Source organism: Bacillus sp. NPDC094077, from assembly GCF_050279465.1.
Classification (GTDB): Bacteria; Bacillota; Bacilli; order Bacillales; family Bacillaceae_G; genus Bacillus_A.
Genome location: NZ_JBNNUF010000001.1, coordinates 257,566 through 273,728, shown reverse-complemented (window position 1 = coordinate 273,728; position 16,163 = coordinate 257,566). Strand labels below are relative to the sequence as shown.

Genomic DNA, 16,163 nt, shown 5'->3' with positions numbered 1-16,163 from the left:
CTCCTATTCAAGTCTGTTATCATAAATGTATTAGTAACTACTTAAATAAATGATATGTGAGGGAAATGAAAAGTTGCAAAGTATAGAAAAAGGAAAGAAGAGACGGACTCTTCTTTCCTTTTTGGTATTTATTTATGCTAAAAATTATAACGTAAAGCTATAGAGAATGAATTCCTTTTTCCAGCAGAGTAGAAAATGAATCAGCATGAATAGGTTTACTGTAATAGTAACCTTGAATAAACTGACATTTATTTTTTTGAAGGAAATTCACGTGTTCTTTCGTTTCTACACCTTCAGCAATGACAGACATTCCTAATGTATGTGCTAATGTGAGGATCGTTTTAATGATTTCCATTCCATCTTCACACGTTTCAGACATTGTAATAAATTCTCTCGGGATTTTTAACGTATCGATGGGATATAAAGGTAGGTAGGCTAGCGAAGAATAGCCTGTACCAAAGTCGTCGATTGAAATGTGAATCCCTAAATTTTTTAGTGTGCGCAGTTTTATCAATGTTTCTCGCTCATCCATCATTGCAATTCGTTCTGTTAATTCAAGATCGAGAGAACTTGCTGGTAAGCCTGTAGTTGCTAAAGTAGAAGAAATAGACTTTACAAAATCTTCTTGTTCAAATTCTTTAGCAGACAAATTTACTCCTATTTTTAAGTGAGAATATCCGAGTGCATGCCAACGTTTCATTTGTTCACAGGCTTGCTGTAATGTCCACTTTCCTATTGGAATGATTTGTAGTGTTTCTTCAGCAATCGGAATAAATTCATACGGAGAAATAACACCTAATTCTGGATGGTGCCACCTGATTAAAGCTTCAGCACCGATAATTCTATTAGACCCGCTATCAACTTGAGGTTGATATAAAAGGAACAATTCTTCATTTTGGATTGCGTTTGGTAAATCTTTCTCTAATCGTAATCGTCTTTCAATTTTTTTAGCGATTACATCGTCATAAATAGAGACAGAGTTAAGCTCTTTTTCCTTCGCGTCATACATTGCGACATTAGCGTTTCTCAAAAGTGTAGCAGTATCGATTCCAGAATGTGGATAAATCGCGATACCGATACTAAGTGATAAATTTAATTTTTGTTCATGTATGACAAACGGTTTTTTTATACTTTCAAATAATTGATTACATAACTGGAATAAGGAATCTTGTTCAGTATAGTTTTCAATTAAGATTGTAAATTCATCACCGCCGATTCTTGAAACATAAGTATGTGATGAAAGGCATGACTGGAAACGTTTTGCTACTTCTTCTAATATGTAATCACCTGCAGAATGTCCAAGCGTATCATTAATAACTTTAAAGCGGTCTAAATCTAAATATAGTAATGCAAATTCATTTTGTATTGCTTGTGCATTTCTTATAACTTTTCTTAATTTTTTTTGGAAAAAGGCCCGATTACCAATTTTCGTTACAGTATCGTGAAATGCTAAATATTTTATTTCTTCCTGTTGTTTTTTTAGTGCGGTAATATCCTTTACCATAATATAGCTTCCTAAAATTTGTCCATCTATCATAATAGGAACGATGGTGACGCATAAAAAATAAGTAAAGCCATCTTTATATTGAGAACTAAGTTGTAAAGATGCCGATTCTTGTTGTTTAACTTTTTCTAATGCAGATGCTAGTTTATGTTTATCTTCATCTAAAATAATCGAAAAACATGTTTCACCGAGTAACTCGTTCGTTGGTGCTCCAAGTAGTATACTCCCAGCTTTATTTGCATTTAAGAATATTCCATTTAAATCAATCGTAAAAATAGGATCAGGATGATATTCATATAATGATTTAAACTTTTGTTGTTTTTGAGATAAAGCCTCTGATTTATGGACTAAATCAGCAGTCCTTAAAGTAACTTTTTCTTCTAGTTGAGCATTAAATGCCTGTAAACGTTTTGTTAGGGAATTGTTTTGCATACGTACAATAGAATGACGAATGAGTACGAAAACAAAAGTAATACAATTTCCTGTAATGAGAGTGGAAGATGATGTTTGTTCTTTTAATGTAAACCCGATTAGTATTGCAACGGCAAGATAGGGAAATACGACTAAAACCTTTTTTCCTAGTATAGGGTTTACAATGAAATAATTTTTATGACTATTATGATCTTCTGAAATAGAACCAGCTATTGCGATAAGTAATATAGGTATTCTATATAAAAGACGTAATAATGTTATCGTGTCAGTTGATAAATGGTTATTTAAGTGAAAATAAATATAGTTAAAAGTTGCAGAACTTATTAATACAAAAATAAAGATATAAATTTTCCGTTTGGAATTAAAAATTGTTGGGCGGAAAAAGAGACTAACACCTAGTAGAAGAAATAATAAATCTGCAATTGGATATAGAAAGGAAAGGAAAACATCTCCCAGTGAAAGAGAGAATATATTTAAATCTGGCTGATTAAATAAATACCATTCTAATGTGAATATGGAAGTAAGTACTATGCATATATCACAAATAAAGAATGCTTTTTCCCATTTATTGCACTCCTTTAAGATTTTATAGCAGAAAGCGATAAGGCAGAAGAATAGAAAAAACATGTAAAATACATCAGAAACAGTAAAACGATGTATTGGAATTTCGAAGAAGGTATCTTGATACATATATACTATTTTTCCTAATAAAAAACTACCAATCGCTATTGTAATACATATCCAAAACGGATTTGAACTAACTTTTTTGGAATATATGGAGTAAATTAGTGATACAAATGTAATGGCTTCAACGATGAGTGAAGCGAAGCGTACATTGAAATTTGAAAAATGAGTAGGGAACAGAAAGAAAAACATAAAATAGATTGAATAGCATATTAATGTTGTAATTAATATATATAGTTGTAAATTTTTATTTAATTTCAATAAAATCACCTTCTTTAAGTATATAATACGTAATATCTATACATAATAATATCACTTAAGGATTGTATCAGATTTCCTTATAAAAATCATGTTTGTAAGAAAAAAGTGAAGAATACAATACTTCTTAAAATTGAAAAAGTATTACATTTAATAATTTTTACTGTAGCAAGATTCTAGATAGAAAATGCATATTTAGTCATCTTGTAAATTTAAAAGATTTTTTAGTAGTTTGCAAGTGGAGATGCGAAATTGTATATAAAATGATAAAAATCTTCTTTCTAGGTGAGTTTGGGGTGTTATAGGCTATTTTAAGTAAAACCTTTGTATGTATATATTCTCATACTAATGAGGGATTTCAAATATGTGTTAAGTATATACAATAATACATAATCGTTCATTACGTTTTTAGTATGGGAGGAAGAGGATGAAAAATTGGGTGAAGTTTAGAATAGCACGTCCAACTGATAAGTTTGAAGAGGTTATAGCATTCTATGAAAAAGGGATAGGTTTAAAGCGTATAGGTGAATTCCACGATCATGAAGGCTATGATGGGGTCATGCTTGGACTACCAGATGAAGAGTATCATTTAGAATTCACAAGACATAAAGATGGAAGTCCATGTCCAGCTCCAACAAAAGACAATTTACTTGTATTTTATATACGAGAAGATAGCGAAATAGAAAAAATGAGTCAAAGGCTGCATATAATGGGGTATGGTGCAGTAGAACCAGAAAATCCATATTGGATAGATAAGGGGATAACGATAGAGGACCCGGATGGTTGGAGAATCGTGTTAATGAAAATAGAAGAATAAGGTTTCGAATTTCGATAGGGTAAAAATATATTGGCTTCCTTCTAAGTAATAAAAATAGGGGAAGCTTTTTTGTTTTTTTAGTCTGAAAATTAATATTTGAAAAAATATTATAAAAAGATATAGAATAAGAACGTATATTCTTATAAAATTGATAGTAATTGGGAGGATTTTTAATGTTATGTCGAATTAAAGATGTAGAAATATACTACGAAATTGTTGGAGAGGGTAAACCAGTCATTATCATACACGGCTGTGCTCCTGACCATAGGTTAATGATGAAATGTATGGAATCAGTATTTCAGAAATATGAAGGTTATCAACGAATATATATTGATTTACCTGGTATGGGGAAATCGAACGCTCCAGATTGGATAAATAGTTCAGATCGTATAGTAGAAGTGCTTATCACATTTATTGAGGAAATTGTTTCTACCCAAGAATTTTTATTAGTAGGAGAATCATATGGAGGATATTTAGCTAGAGGGATACTTACAAAGATGTTTGAGAGAGTGAATGGATTATTATTAGTATGTCCTGTTGTTGTAGCGCAGCCAAAAGAAAGGCATTTACCAGATAAACAGGTAATTGTACGAGATGAGGAGTTTTTAAATACGCTCACTTCTACCGAAAGAGAGGAATTTTGCGAGTTAGCAGTGGTAGCAAATGAATATACATATACGCGATTCAAAGAAGAAATTAAGCCGGGTTTAGATGTTGCTAATAATAAATTTATTGAAAGGTTGCAAAAGAATTATCCTCTTACTATGGATTTTCATCGTAAGAAATATGAGAAACCTGTTCTTTTATTAGCTGGAAGACAAGATATATCGGTAGGTTATCAAGATATTATAGGAATTATTGAAGATTACCCAAGAGCAACATTAGCGGTTTTAGATGTGGCAGGGCATAATTTGCAAATTGAACAACCTGAATTATTCGAGAGTTTAGTTTGGGAGTGGATTAGACGAACAGCCTAGTAAAATTCATAAAATAGTTTAAAAGAAGAATTAATTAATATTTTGATTGTACTCAAATTTTGAGGCGGCAGAGATTAAAGTAAGTAATTAACTTATAAATATTTTCAAGGAGGCAATATGAATACATATATCTATATGGTTAGGCATGGTGAATCACCAAAATTAGAAGGAGATGAAAGAACACGTGGATTAACTGAGAAGGGAAATTTAGATGCTCATAGAGTAACTGAGATATTAAAAACAGAGGGAATTGATATTTTTATTTCAAGTCCTTATAATCGGGCTATGTTAACGATAGAAGAATCAGCTAATTTCTATGAAAAAGAAATAGTAGTATATGAAAATCTTAAAGAGTGTAGGTTTTCAAGTGAGGGTAAGATTATATCAGATAAAGAGGTGTATCCACTTGTAAAGAAGATGTTCTCGAATCCGGATTTCGCACTAACAGAAGGAGAGTCATATGCGGATTGTCAGAGAAGAGTAGTGAAAGTATTAAAAGAAATATTAATGGATTTTCAAGGACATAAAATTGTAATTGGTACACATGGCCTTGTAATGACATTAATGATGAATTATTTTGATAATCAATATGGGTTTGAATTTTTAATAAATACATCAAAGCCTGACGTATATAAGCTGGAATTTAAAGAAGAACAATTAATGAACGTAGAGAGAGTATGGAAAGCGGAATAAAATTGGTTGCATGGGGTTTGTTTTAAAAGCTACTTTTATAACAAACTCTTTTTTATTTGAATAGAAAGCAGCTTTATCAATAATTTTTAGAAAGTTAGATCAATAAGTAAATATTCAGTTTCTGAATATTATATTGGAAAATTGGTTTAAAGAAACAATTTTAAATGTGACAAAACTCCAAATGCTGGATTTATATTCAAATGGAGAAAAAGATGTAGAATTTTGTCTTACTGTCTCCGTTTACTTTTCATTTCATTACATATAGGCTTTGTGGTGTAAGGGGGAACATCGCCTTTGCGCTAAATTTATAAGGAGGTCATTGTGATGAAAAAGATGAAAAAATTTGCGGGGGTAGCTTTAGCAGGTACAATTGGATTAAGTGGACTACTGTTTTTAGAACCAAGTGTAAGCGCTGCAGAAACATTGCAGGTGAAAGAGGGAAATTTCAATGCAATTGATGTAACGATGAATCAAAGTGAGTTTTATTTATTGAGTGGTAGAAGTATTGATGTTTTTTCTGGGGATAAAGAAGCAATTCAATTAAACCAATACACAATTAGTTTTAGTAAACCTGGGAAGTATGTTATTAGAGTAAATGGCTGTATTTATGATGATATATATACTTTTATTGTGAATGAGTAGTATATGCTCTTACTGTTTTTTGGAATATATATTATGAGATGAAAAAAGAAACACCCTATTTGCGGTGATAACCGTAAATAGGGTGAATTATTTCTATTCAGCTGTATTTTAAATATTTTCACTAATTTTCTTTTTGTTTTTGTTATGTAAAGTATGTAAGAGTGTTTGAAATACCTTAAATGATTGCTGAAAGATTGGACTTTGAATAAAAGTGTATAGAAAAGTTACGATGAAAATAGGACCTCCTAGCATAAAGCCAATAACTAGTACAACGCATTCTACAATGATTCTAGCACGGCTAATAGACAGTCCTGTTTTGTCGGAAATAGTAAGCATGAACCCATCTCGAGGTCCAGCACCAATCCCAGCCGCAACATACATCCCTCCCCCGATACCTGTAATTGCAATACCAGAAAATAAAATGAGTAAGTTTATCCATAAATAATCACTAGCGTTTGGAAGGATATTTGATTGTAAGAAAAAGTCCATAATAGGACCGATAAGTAGTGCATTTAAAAATGTACCTACGTTTATATATTTTCGATCTACTAGTAAAGAGATCAGAACGAGACATAATCCACATATGACACTCCACGTACCAATGGTCCATCCAAATCGTTGGTAAAGGGCCATATTTAAAACTTCCCAAGGATGTAAACCGAGAAATTTAACTTTGACTGCAAGAGCATTTCCAAGGCCAAAGAAAATTAATCCTAAGAAAAAAAGAAAATAGCGAAAGAGAGATAGCCTCATCTTTAATACCCCCATATTTTATAATTATGTATATTACATGTTAGGGATTTAATATGCAAATATTATGTCTTTTTAGAGTTTGTTTAAAATTGTTAAAATGTAAATAGAATATATGTATTCACAGTCAAAAAAGTTAAAATATTTCGTTTTAAGGATTATAATAGAGAAAGAAATATAAAAGGGAGTGAACGAGTTTGAAACAAGAACTTATTGAAAGATTTACGAGATATGTAAAGATTGATACACAATCAAATGAAGATAGTCATACAGTTCCGTCAACACCGGGGCAAATTGAGTTTGGTAAGGTATTAGTGGAAGAGCTAAAAGAAATTGGGTTAACAGAAGTAACGATGGATGATAACGGCTATGTAATGGCAACACTTCCAGCTAATACGGACAAGGATGTTCCTGTAATCGGCTTTTTAGCCCATTTAGATACGGCAACAGATTTTACGGGCAAAAATGTAAAACCACAAATTCATGAAAACTTTGATGGGAACGCGATTACATTAAATGAAGAGCTAAATGTTGTTTTAACACCAGAACAGTTCCCAGAATTACCATCTTATAAAGGGCATACGATTATTACAACTGATGGTACGACACTTCTTGGAGCAGATGATAAAGCTGGTCTTACAGAAATTATGGTTGCAATGAATTATTTAATACATAATCCACAAATTAAGCATGGGAAAATTAGAGTTGCGTTTACGCCGGATGAAGAAATCGGCCGTGGACCATCGCATTTTGATGTAGAAGCGTTTGGTGCATCATTTGCTTATACGATGGATGGAGGTCCATTAGGTGGTTTAGAATATGAAAGTTTTAATGCTGCAAGTGCTAAGTTAACTTTTAATGGGACAAATACACATCCTGGAACAGCGAAAAACAAAATGCGTAATGCAACTAAACTTGCTATGGAGTTTAATGGGCATTTACCAGTAGAAGATGCACCAGAATATACGGAAGGCTATGAAGGATTCTATCATTTACTTTCTTTAAATGGTGATGTTGAGCAAAGTAAAGCGTATTATATTATTCGAGATTTTGATCGTGAAAATTTTGAGACACGTAAAAATAACGTTGGAAATATTGTGAAACAAATGCAAGAGAAGTATGGGCAAGATGCGGTTGTTTTAGAAATGAATGATCAGTACTATAACATGCTTGAAAAAATTGAACCGGTGAGAGAAATTGTTGATATTGCTTATGAAGCGATGAAAAGTTTAAATATCGAACCGAACATCCATCCAATTCGCGGTGGAACAGATGGATCACAATTATCATATATGGGATTACCGACGCCAAATATTTTTACTGGTGGTGAAAACTATCACGGTAAATTTGAGTATGTTTCGGTAGATACTATGGAAAAAGCTGTTCAAGTTATTGTAGAAATCGCAAGAAGATTTGAAGAACAAGCTTAAAAAAGAACCAAGTAGTACGGATGTGCTACTTGGTTCTTTTTAATATAACAATCGCCACAAATAAAAAGTTGCGTAAGACTCCCAGTTTATCCAGTTTGCCGCAAAATCTTTTATTTCATTTTTAGTCGGTTTATTTTCGGAACCTGTTATAAATTTAATTGCATTATGCAGACCAACATCATCAATTGGAAAAGCTGAAGGGAATCGTAAACAGCGCATTAAAACATAGTGGGCAGTCCACGGTCCTATACCATGGATAGCGGTTAATTGTTTTTCAGCAAGCTTTACATCTTGTGTTTGTAGTAAAGATTCTTTTGATAGTTTCCCTTCTGTAATAAGCTTCGCAATACCGATTAAATATTCACATTTTCTAGTCGTCATTTTTAACTTCTTGAGATCTTCTACATGTAGCTTTGCAATTACTTCAGGTGATGGGAATATCCAATGTTTTCTATCGTTCCAATCTACGTAACTTCCAAATTGCTCAACTAATCTTCTTTTTAGAGTATAGGCATATGTGAGGTTAATTTGTTGACCGATAATTCCCCAGGAAAGTGCTTCAAATAAATCTGGAATGCCTAATGTGCGAAGCCCATAATACTCTTGAATAGGACCTTGAAGGAGTGGGTCATGTTTAGCTAATTTATAAAAGGGAGCTAAATCAGTAGTTAAATCAAACCATTCTTTTACATAGTTAGCTACAGCATCGTAAATACGTTTTTCAGAGTTATATAATTCTTCTAAAAAACGTATTTGAATATTGCTATCAGTATTTATGCTAATTTCAACTAAAGGATTTACATGTTGAACAGGAATGACTTTATAAATTTTGTTATCTTCAATGTGAAACATACATTCATTGTTAGAACGTGATAGATAGCGTAAGTTTTCTTGGAAACTAAATTCTTTTGGAGCTGCTAAAGTCAATGCGCTATTATATTCTGCTGTCATATGAATTCCATCTGTAACTTTTCTAATGTAAGCAATTCTTTCTTCATTTCTAATCCCCCTCTAAAGCCAGTTAGTTTGCCATCTTTTCCTATAACGCGATGGCAAGGAATTGTAATAAGAAGAGGGTTGGCAGCGATAGCAGAAGCAACGGCACGCACAGCTGTAGGTTTTTGAATTCTTTCTGCAATTTCTGAATAAGAATATGTCTTCCCATAAGGAATTTCACGTACCGTATTCCAAACGTATAATTGAAATTCAGTTCCGTAAGCGTCAATAGGGAATGTAAAAGTTTCTCGCTTGTTTTCTAAATACTCGATAATTTCTTTTGTATATGTTTGCAGGTAATCTGGATTGCGAGTCAATATATGTTGTGGCAGTTTTTTTCTAGCCCATATATTTAGTTCTTCAAAGTTTTCGTCTTGTGATCCAATGAAACAAAGTCCATTTTCAGTTGCAGCAATATGAAAGCACCAATTTTTATGTGTAATTAGCGTCCAATATATAGATTTATTTTTGTAGGAATTCATTATTGTATCCCTCTTTCATTTCATTCTTTTTTCGATATTCAGTAGGAGTAAATCCAGTTTTCTTTTTAAATAAAGTTGCGAAATACTCTGGGTTTTCTATCCCGACAGCAGTACTAATTTCTATAACGGTTTGGTTCGTAGTTGAAAGGAATTCTTTTGCTTTAATGACTCTGCATTGCTGTATATATTCGATTGGACTTATTCCTGTCAATCTTTTGAATGTGCGTTGTAAATGATACGGACTGCCGTGGCACATTTCTGCGAGTAGGCCGAGAGTTAATGCTTCGTTATAATGCTTTTCGATATAGTCTTTAATTTGTTCTACCCACTCTTCATTAGGTAAAGTTATCCCATTTGGTTTACAGCGTTTGCACGGACGAAAGTGTTCATGCAATGCTTGCTCTGCATTTAGAAAAATTCGTACATTGTTTTGATTCGGTATTCTCGATTTGCACGATGGTCGGCAAAAAATCCCGGTTGATTTCACAGCATAAAAGAATTTGTTATCATATGAAGAATCATTATGAATAATTGCTTGCCAATACTCACTCGTTAACGTAAACCCTTCATTTTGCAAAGAACATCACCTCTGAAATTAGTATAACCTGAATAATGTGCGTATGTACGTATTCACAAATGTAAGAGCAAGATTACAAAGGTGTATGATTGTTTTTCTATTTTGTGATAGCATGAACTTTGAAAGTGAACATCAAGAGGAGGATTATAAGTGAAGTTAATTTCATGGAATGTAAATGGTTTGCGTGCAGTTATCGCAAAGGGTGGATTTTTAGAATATCTTGAGGAATCCAATGCAGATATATTTTGTCTACAAGAAATTAAATTACAAAGTGGACAAATTGATTTAAATCTAGAGGGATATTATACATATTGGAATTATGCTGTGAAAAAAGGTTATTCAGGAACGGCTATTTTTACGAAAAAAGAACCGCTTTCTGTTACATATGGTTTAGGCATTGAAGAGCACGATCAAGAAGGAAGAGTCATTACTTTAGAATTCGAAGATTTTTACATGATAACGTTATATACGCCAAACTCAAAAAGAGGATTAGAGCGTTTAGATTACAGAATGGAATGGGAAGATGATTTCAGGGCCTATATAAAACAACTAGATGAAAAGAAATCAGTTATTTTCTGTGGAGATTTAAATGTTGCTCATAAAGAAATAGATTTAAAAAATCCAAAAAGTAACCGTAAAAACCCTGGATTCTCTGATGAGGAAAGGGAGAAGTTTACACGCGTTTTAGAAGAAGGATTTGTTGATACATATCGTTACCTTTACCCTGATCAGGAAGGTGCATACTCTTGGTGGTCGTATCGTATGGGAGCACGAGCGAAAAATATCGGATGGCGTTTAGATTATTTTGTTGTCTCGGAAAGAATAAAAGATCAAATAACAGATGCGAAAATTAACAGTGAAGTAATGGGCTCAGACCATTGTCCAGTTGAATTACATATAAATTTCTAAAAAAAGAAGTATCTTCCTAATGATAGGAGATACTTCTTTTTTTGATTCAGTTTGTTAAAATTTTTCAAATCATTCTTGAAATAATTTCATATTAAATATATACTTAATAACGATAATCATTATCAATGAAGAAGGTTATTAATGGATGAGGTGTGAAAAAGAATTAAAGTTTAGGGGAAGTGAACGAGGATGAGTTCCGGATAAATTTATTAATCTAATGAAATATATGTGTAGGACAAGTTTTATGTAGTTAAGTTTTTATATAAAAATAATTTATGTACAGATTTCGAGAGGAGAAATATAAAGATGAATAAGAAATTATTTACATTAGGGATGGTTACAGTTTTAAGTGTAGGTTTAGCAGCGTGTAATAGTACAGATAAAACTTCAGGGGAACAAAAACAACAAACAAAAGCTACTGAGACGAAAAAAGATGAAAAACGAAAAATTACATATTTAGGTAAAGAATACACGGTGCCAGCAAAAGTAGATAAAATTGCGACAGCTAGTTTAGAGTCAATGGAAGACGCAGCAGTACTTGGAATTAAACCGGTAGGGGCAATCACTGTAGGTGGTAAATTACCAAAATATCTTGAAAAAGATTTAGAAGGTGCGAAATCTGTTGGTGAGAAAATGGAACCAAATTTCGAAACATTACTTCAATTAAAACCAGATGTTATTACATCAAGTACGAAATTCCCAGCAGAAACAGCTGAAAAGTTTACGAAAGTAGCTCCGACGTTCCCAGTATCACACGTTTCAACAAATTGGGAAGATAACTTAAAGTTAATGGGAGAACTAGCTGGTAAAAAAGATAAAGCAGAAAAAATTATTAAAGATTACAATGCGGACGCTGAAAAAGCAAAAGCAAAACTGGGAGATAAGTTAAAAGATAAAAAAGTTCTTGTAATTAGACTAAGAGCAAACGACCTATTTTTATACCCAGAAGGGGTATACTTTAATCCTGTAATTTATAAAGACCTTGGACTAACTGCTCCGGAACAACTGAAAACTGTAAAAGCACAAGAAAAAATTTCTTTAGAAAAACTAGCTGAAATGAATCCGGATTATGTTTTCTTACAATATGAAGCAAGCGAAAATAATAAGCCGAAAGTGCTAGAAGACATTGAAAATAATCCAATTTGGCAAAGTATGAATGCTGCGAAAGAAAAGAAAGTATTTGTAAACGTTGTAGATCCAATGGCACAAGGCGGTACTGCTTGGAGTAAAACAGCCTTCTTAAAAGAAGCAGTGAAAAATTTATCCAAATAATACAATAAGTAAGGTGCGTTGAATGATATGCAGAAAACAAATGCGGTACCAGTAACCATTTTATGTATAGCACCCATATTGATTTTATTTACAGTTATACTTTCTATTCTATATGGTGCAAAAAACATTGATGCTGAAACAGTGTGGAATGCATTATTTCATTTCAATTCAAGTGATGTAAATCATAATATTATTATTACTTCACGTTTGCCAAGGGTAGTTGCAGCTCTTTTAGTGGGAGCATTTCTAGCCATATCAGGAGCACTTATGCAGGGGATGACAAGAAACTATCTTGCATCCCCTTCTATTATGGGTGTGACGGATGGTGCAGCCTTTGTTATTACACTTAGTATGATTTTTCTTCCGGGAATGTCATCGATCGGTATGGTTTTATGTTCAATGATTGGATCTGCACTAGGAGCCGGTATAGTGTTTGGTTTTGGTTCACTCCTTCAAAATGGCTTATCCCCTGTTAGATTAGCGATTATAGGAACAGTTATAGGAACATTTTTAAGCAGTGTATCGGCCGCGATGGCTTCGTATTTCCAAATTTCTCAAAATGTTAGTTTTTGGTTTAATGCAAAGTTAGATCAAGTGGATCCTAATATAATTAAAATTACGATACCTTTTGGGATAATTGGGATAGTTTTAGCACTGTTAATATCAAAATCTATTACCATTCTTTCTTTAGGAGAAGAAGTTTCTATTAATCTAGGACAGCGTACAAAACTAGTTAAAGCAATGGCGATTTTATCAGTAATTTTTTTAACAGGAACAGCAGTTGCTTTAGTTGGGAAAATTGGTTTTGTAGGTTTAATTATTCCGCATATTACTCGCTTTTTAATCGGGGTAGATTATAAGTGGATTTTGCCATGTGCAGGCGTTATTGGTGGAGTTTTCTTAGCGTTATGTGATGTTTTAAGTCGATTTGTAAATTATCCATTTGAAACGCCAATTGGAGTTGTTACATCTTTAATTGGAATTCCTTTCTTCCTTTATTTAATCCGTACAAGAGGAGGGGAGAGACATGCCTAAAAATTCAAGTCAACGTTTTGGGATGACGATGGGGATTATTATATTTTTAATTTTTGGTGCAATTTATATTAGTTTAACAAATGGTACGTTTGATATTACGATTACAGATGTATTTAAAACGCTTTTTCGAATTGATCCAGTACCAGAGCATGATTTAGTGATTTTTGATTTTCGTCTTCCGCGCATTGTAATTGCTGGATTAGTAGGATTAGGCCTCGGCGTTGCGGGTGCTGTAATTCAAGGGATTACGAGAAATGGATTGGCGGACCCAGGTATTTTAGGAGTGAATGCCGGGGCAGGAACAGCAATCGTCATTTTTATGTTTTTCTTTCAAGGACAATTAAAGGGTACAGACTGGGTTTCTATCATGATGATGCCGATGTTTGGTTTAGTCGGTGGATTAGGTGCAGCCATCATAATCTATCTGTTTTCTTGGAAAAACGGTAAGTTAGATTCACAGCGACTTTTATTAACAGGGATTGCAATTGGTTCAGGGTTTGGAGCATTCTCTATGTATTTATCACTTAAAATGAAGTCAACTGATTTCGAGATGGCTGCGGTTTGGGTGTCTGGAAGTATATATAGTGCAAACTGGAAATATATTGTTGCTATGTTACCGTGGCTTATCATTTTAATTCCACTTATACAAAAGAAAGCTTATTTATTAGATTTATTTCAATTGGAAGAAACGAGTATTACAAGTTTAGGTGTTTCAGTAGAAAGAGAGAAATCAATTTTACTATTAAGTAGTATCGGACTCGTGAGCGCATGTGTTGCTGTTTCAGGAAGTATTGGTTTTATTGGCTTAATGGCACCGCATATAGCGAAAAGACTTGTCGGTATTCAACATAAGTATATAATTCCTACGTGCGGAGTAATAGGAATGTTTCTTGTAATTGCTTCAGACTTTATTGCAAAAACAGTTTTCACACCTGTAGAGTTACCAGTTGGAATTGTTATTTCTATTGTCGGTGTACCGTATTTCTTATATTTACTTTATAAGGCGAAGGCGTAAGAGGAGGAATAAAAGTGAGTATTTTAAGTGCAAAAAATTTAGAAACGAGTTATGAAAAGCTTACAGTGTTTCGCGATTTAAATGTGGAAATACAAGAGGGAAAAGTAACGACAATTATAGGGCCAAACGGGTGCGGGAAATCAACACTATTAAAAACGATGGGACGAATTTTAAAGCAAAAAAGCGGTAAAGTATATTTGCAAGGACAGGATTTAAATACCATTCCAACGAAAGAAATTGCCAAGCAGTTAGCTTTGCTCCCGCAAACACCGATTGCACCAGGAGAGCTTAAAGTAGAAGAATTAATTTCTTATGGACGCTATCCACATCGAAATAACGTAAATAAGTTAACTTCAAAAGATAAAGAGATGATTGATTGGGCATTAGATATAACGAAAACATCTGCATTTCGAACGAGACAAATTGCAAATTTATCGGGTGGTCAAAGACAAAAGGTATGGCTAGCGATGGCTTTAGCGCAAGAAACGGAAGTGTTGCTATTAGATGAGCCAACTACATATCTTGATATGTCTCATCAATTAGATGTATTGCAAATTGTGGAGAAGTTAAATAAAGAGCATAATTGTACGGTTGTTATGGTACTACATGATATTAACCATGCAGCGAGGTTTTCGGATGAAATTATCGCAATGAAGGAAGGAGAAATTATTACAACGGGTAGCCCAGAAGAAATTATTACAAATGAAGTATTAAAAGAAGTATTTTATATTGATGCACGTGTCATGATTGATCCGTATAACGGGGCTCCTGTTTGTTTCGGCTATGATAGCGTTGTATCTCAAGAAGAAAAAGTAGAAATATATGTAACAAGTTAAAAAGGGGGGATATAAGATGAATACTACTATTGAAAAACAGCAGATTATTACATCTAATACAGAACAGTGGAAAATGTATTCAAAATTAGAAGATAAGGAATATCAAATTCATATTTCAAAGCCGAGGCAACCGGCACCGGATTCAGGATATCCTGTCATTTACGTATTAGATGGCAATGCGTTTTTTCAAACATTCCATGAAGCGATTAAAATACAATCGGTTAGAGCAGAAAAAACAGGTGTTTCACCAGCCATTATAGTAGGTATTGGTTATCCAATTGAAGGGGCATTTTCAGGAGAAGAGAGATGCTATGATTTTACACCTGTCGTAATTTCAAAAGATGCGTCTTTAAAACCGGATGGTAAACCGTGGCCTAAAACAGGAGGAGCGCATAACTTCTTTACTTTTATTGAAGAAGAGTTGAAACCACAAATTGAAAAGAAATTTGAGATTGATAAAGGAAAGCAAACGTTATTTGGGCATTCTTTAGGTGGATTATTTGCTTTACATATACTATTTACAAACGTAAATGCCTTTCAAAATTATTTTATTAGTAGTCCATCCATTTGGTGGAATAACCAATCTGTACTCGAAAAAGAAGAGAACCTTATACATGAATTAAAAAACGCTAAGTTTGAAACTGGGGTATTCCTTACAGTTGGGTCATTGGAACGAGAGCATATGGTTATAGGTGCAAATGAATTATCAGAGCGCCTGCTCCAAGTAAACCACGATAAGCTTAGATTTAAGTTTTATGAAGCGGAGGGGGAGAATCATGCGTCTGTTGTGCCGACTTCTTTAAGTAAAGGGTTGAGATTTATTAGTTATGTGTAGCAAGCGTATATGAAAAAAG

At 33.2% G+C, this 16,163-nt stretch carries 16 protein-coding genes; 11 read left to right on the top strand and 5 right to left on the bottom strand.

What is annotated here, in order from left to right; translation table 11 throughout:
• Positions 1–157 precede the first annotated feature (157 nt).
• Entirely contained in the window at positions 158–2,881 is a 2,724-nt protein-coding gene (locus ACQKNR_RS01375) for an EAL domain-containing protein (RefSeq protein ID WP_427314842.1), read from the bottom strand.
• Between the two features lie 424 nt (positions 2,882–3,305).
• Here ACQKNR_RS01375 and ACQKNR_RS01370 point away from each other — a divergent pair, with 424 nt between their 5' ends.
• The 4 genes from ACQKNR_RS01370 to ACQKNR_RS01355 all read left to right on the top strand — a co-directional run bounded on the left by ACQKNR_RS01370 (position 3,306) and on the right by ACQKNR_RS01355 (position 6,007).
• On the top strand, positions 3,306–3,695 hold the full coding sequence (locus ACQKNR_RS01370; RefSeq protein ID WP_427314841.1) for a VOC family protein: 390 nt from the start codon (positions 3,306–3,308) through the stop codon (positions 3,693–3,695).
• A gap of 173 nt (positions 3,696–3,868) precedes the next feature.
• A complete protein-coding gene (locus tag ACQKNR_RS01365; protein WP_427314839.1) occupies positions 3,869–4,672 on the top strand; it encodes an alpha/beta fold hydrolase in 804 nt (267 codons plus the stop codon).
• 117 nt (positions 4,673–4,789) lie between these two features.
• A complete protein-coding gene (locus ACQKNR_RS01360) occupies positions 4,790–5,365 on the top strand; it encodes a histidine phosphatase family protein (protein ID WP_427314837.1) in 576 nt (191 codons plus the stop codon).
• Between the two features lie 324 nt (positions 5,366–5,689).
• A complete protein-coding gene (locus ACQKNR_RS01355; protein WP_427314835.1) occupies positions 5,690–6,007 on the top strand; it encodes a hypothetical protein in 318 nt (105 codons plus the stop codon).
• A gap of 108 nt (positions 6,008–6,115) precedes the next feature.
• Here the strand turns inward: ACQKNR_RS01355 and ACQKNR_RS01350 are convergent, their stop codons facing one another.
• On the bottom strand, positions 6,116–6,760 hold the full coding sequence (locus ACQKNR_RS01350; protein WP_427314833.1) for a YczE/YyaS/YitT family protein: 645 nt from the start codon (positions 6,758–6,760) through the stop codon (positions 6,116–6,118).
• Positions 6,761–6,954: 194 nt separating this feature from the next.
• Here ACQKNR_RS01350 and pepT point away from each other — a divergent pair, with 194 nt between their 5' ends.
• Complete coding sequence (pepT, locus tag ACQKNR_RS01345; RefSeq protein ID WP_427314831.1) at positions 6,955–8,187, top strand: peptidase T; 1,233 nt, start codon at positions 6,955–6,957, stop codon at positions 8,185–8,187.
• A gap of 39 nt (positions 8,188–8,226) precedes the next feature.
• Here the strand turns inward: pepT and ACQKNR_RS01340 are convergent, their stop codons facing one another.
• The 3 genes from ACQKNR_RS01340 to ACQKNR_RS01330 are packed head-to-tail and all read right to left on the bottom strand — an operon-like array spanning position 8,227 to position 10,242.
• On the bottom strand, positions 8,227–9,138 hold the full coding sequence (locus ACQKNR_RS01340) for a DNA-3-methyladenine glycosylase family protein (protein WP_427314829.1): 912 nt from the start codon (positions 9,136–9,138) through the stop codon (positions 8,227–8,229).
• Positions 9,135–9,665: a methylated-DNA--[protein]-cysteine S-methyltransferase gene (locus tag ACQKNR_RS01335; protein WP_427314827.1), complete on the bottom strand. Its 531-nt coding sequence runs from the start codon at positions 9,663–9,665 to the stop codon at positions 9,135–9,137. Before ACQKNR_RS01335 ends, ACQKNR_RS01340 begins: the two co-directional genes overlap by 4 nt.
• A complete protein-coding gene (locus ACQKNR_RS01330) occupies positions 9,646–10,242 on the bottom strand; it encodes a bifunctional transcriptional activator/DNA repair enzyme AdaA (protein WP_427314825.1) in 597 nt (198 codons plus the stop codon). The genes ACQKNR_RS01335 and ACQKNR_RS01330 overlap by 20 nt, the downstream gene beginning before the upstream one ends.
• Positions 10,243–10,392: 150 nt before the next feature.
• Between ACQKNR_RS01330 and ACQKNR_RS01325 the strand changes: the two genes are divergently transcribed.
• From ACQKNR_RS01325 to ACQKNR_RS01300, 6 genes are all read left to right on the top strand, one after another.
• A complete protein-coding gene (locus ACQKNR_RS01325; RefSeq protein WP_427314823.1) occupies positions 10,393–11,151 on the top strand; it encodes an exodeoxyribonuclease III in 759 nt (252 codons plus the stop codon).
• 306 nt (positions 11,152–11,457) lie between these two features.
• The gene (locus tag ACQKNR_RS01320; protein WP_427314821.1) at positions 11,458–12,423 is read left to right on the top strand and encodes an iron-hydroxamate ABC transporter substrate-binding protein; all 966 of its coding nucleotides are present in this window, start codon (positions 11,458–11,460) and stop codon (positions 12,421–12,423) included.
• 27 nt (positions 12,424–12,450) lie between these two features.
• Entirely contained in the window at positions 12,451–13,458 is a 1,008-nt protein-coding gene (locus ACQKNR_RS01315) for a FecCD family ABC transporter permease (protein WP_427314819.1), read from the top strand.
• A complete protein-coding gene (locus ACQKNR_RS01310; protein WP_427314817.1) occupies positions 13,451–14,473 on the top strand; it encodes a FecCD family ABC transporter permease in 1,023 nt (340 codons plus the stop codon). Before ACQKNR_RS01315 ends, ACQKNR_RS01310 begins: the two co-directional genes overlap by 8 nt.
• A gap of 14 nt (positions 14,474–14,487) precedes the next feature.
• The gene (locus ACQKNR_RS01305) at positions 14,488–15,309 is read left to right on the top strand and encodes an ABC transporter ATP-binding protein (protein WP_427314815.1); all 822 of its coding nucleotides are present in this window, start codon (positions 14,488–14,490) and stop codon (positions 15,307–15,309) included.
• A 16-nt stretch (positions 15,310–15,325) separates the two neighbouring features.
• Positions 15,326–16,144 (top strand): alpha/beta hydrolase, encoded by an 819-nt coding sequence (locus ACQKNR_RS01300; protein ID WP_427314813.1) that lies wholly within the window; start codon positions 15,326–15,328, stop codon positions 16,142–16,144.
• The last annotated feature ends 19 nt before the right edge of the window (positions 16,145–16,163 follow it).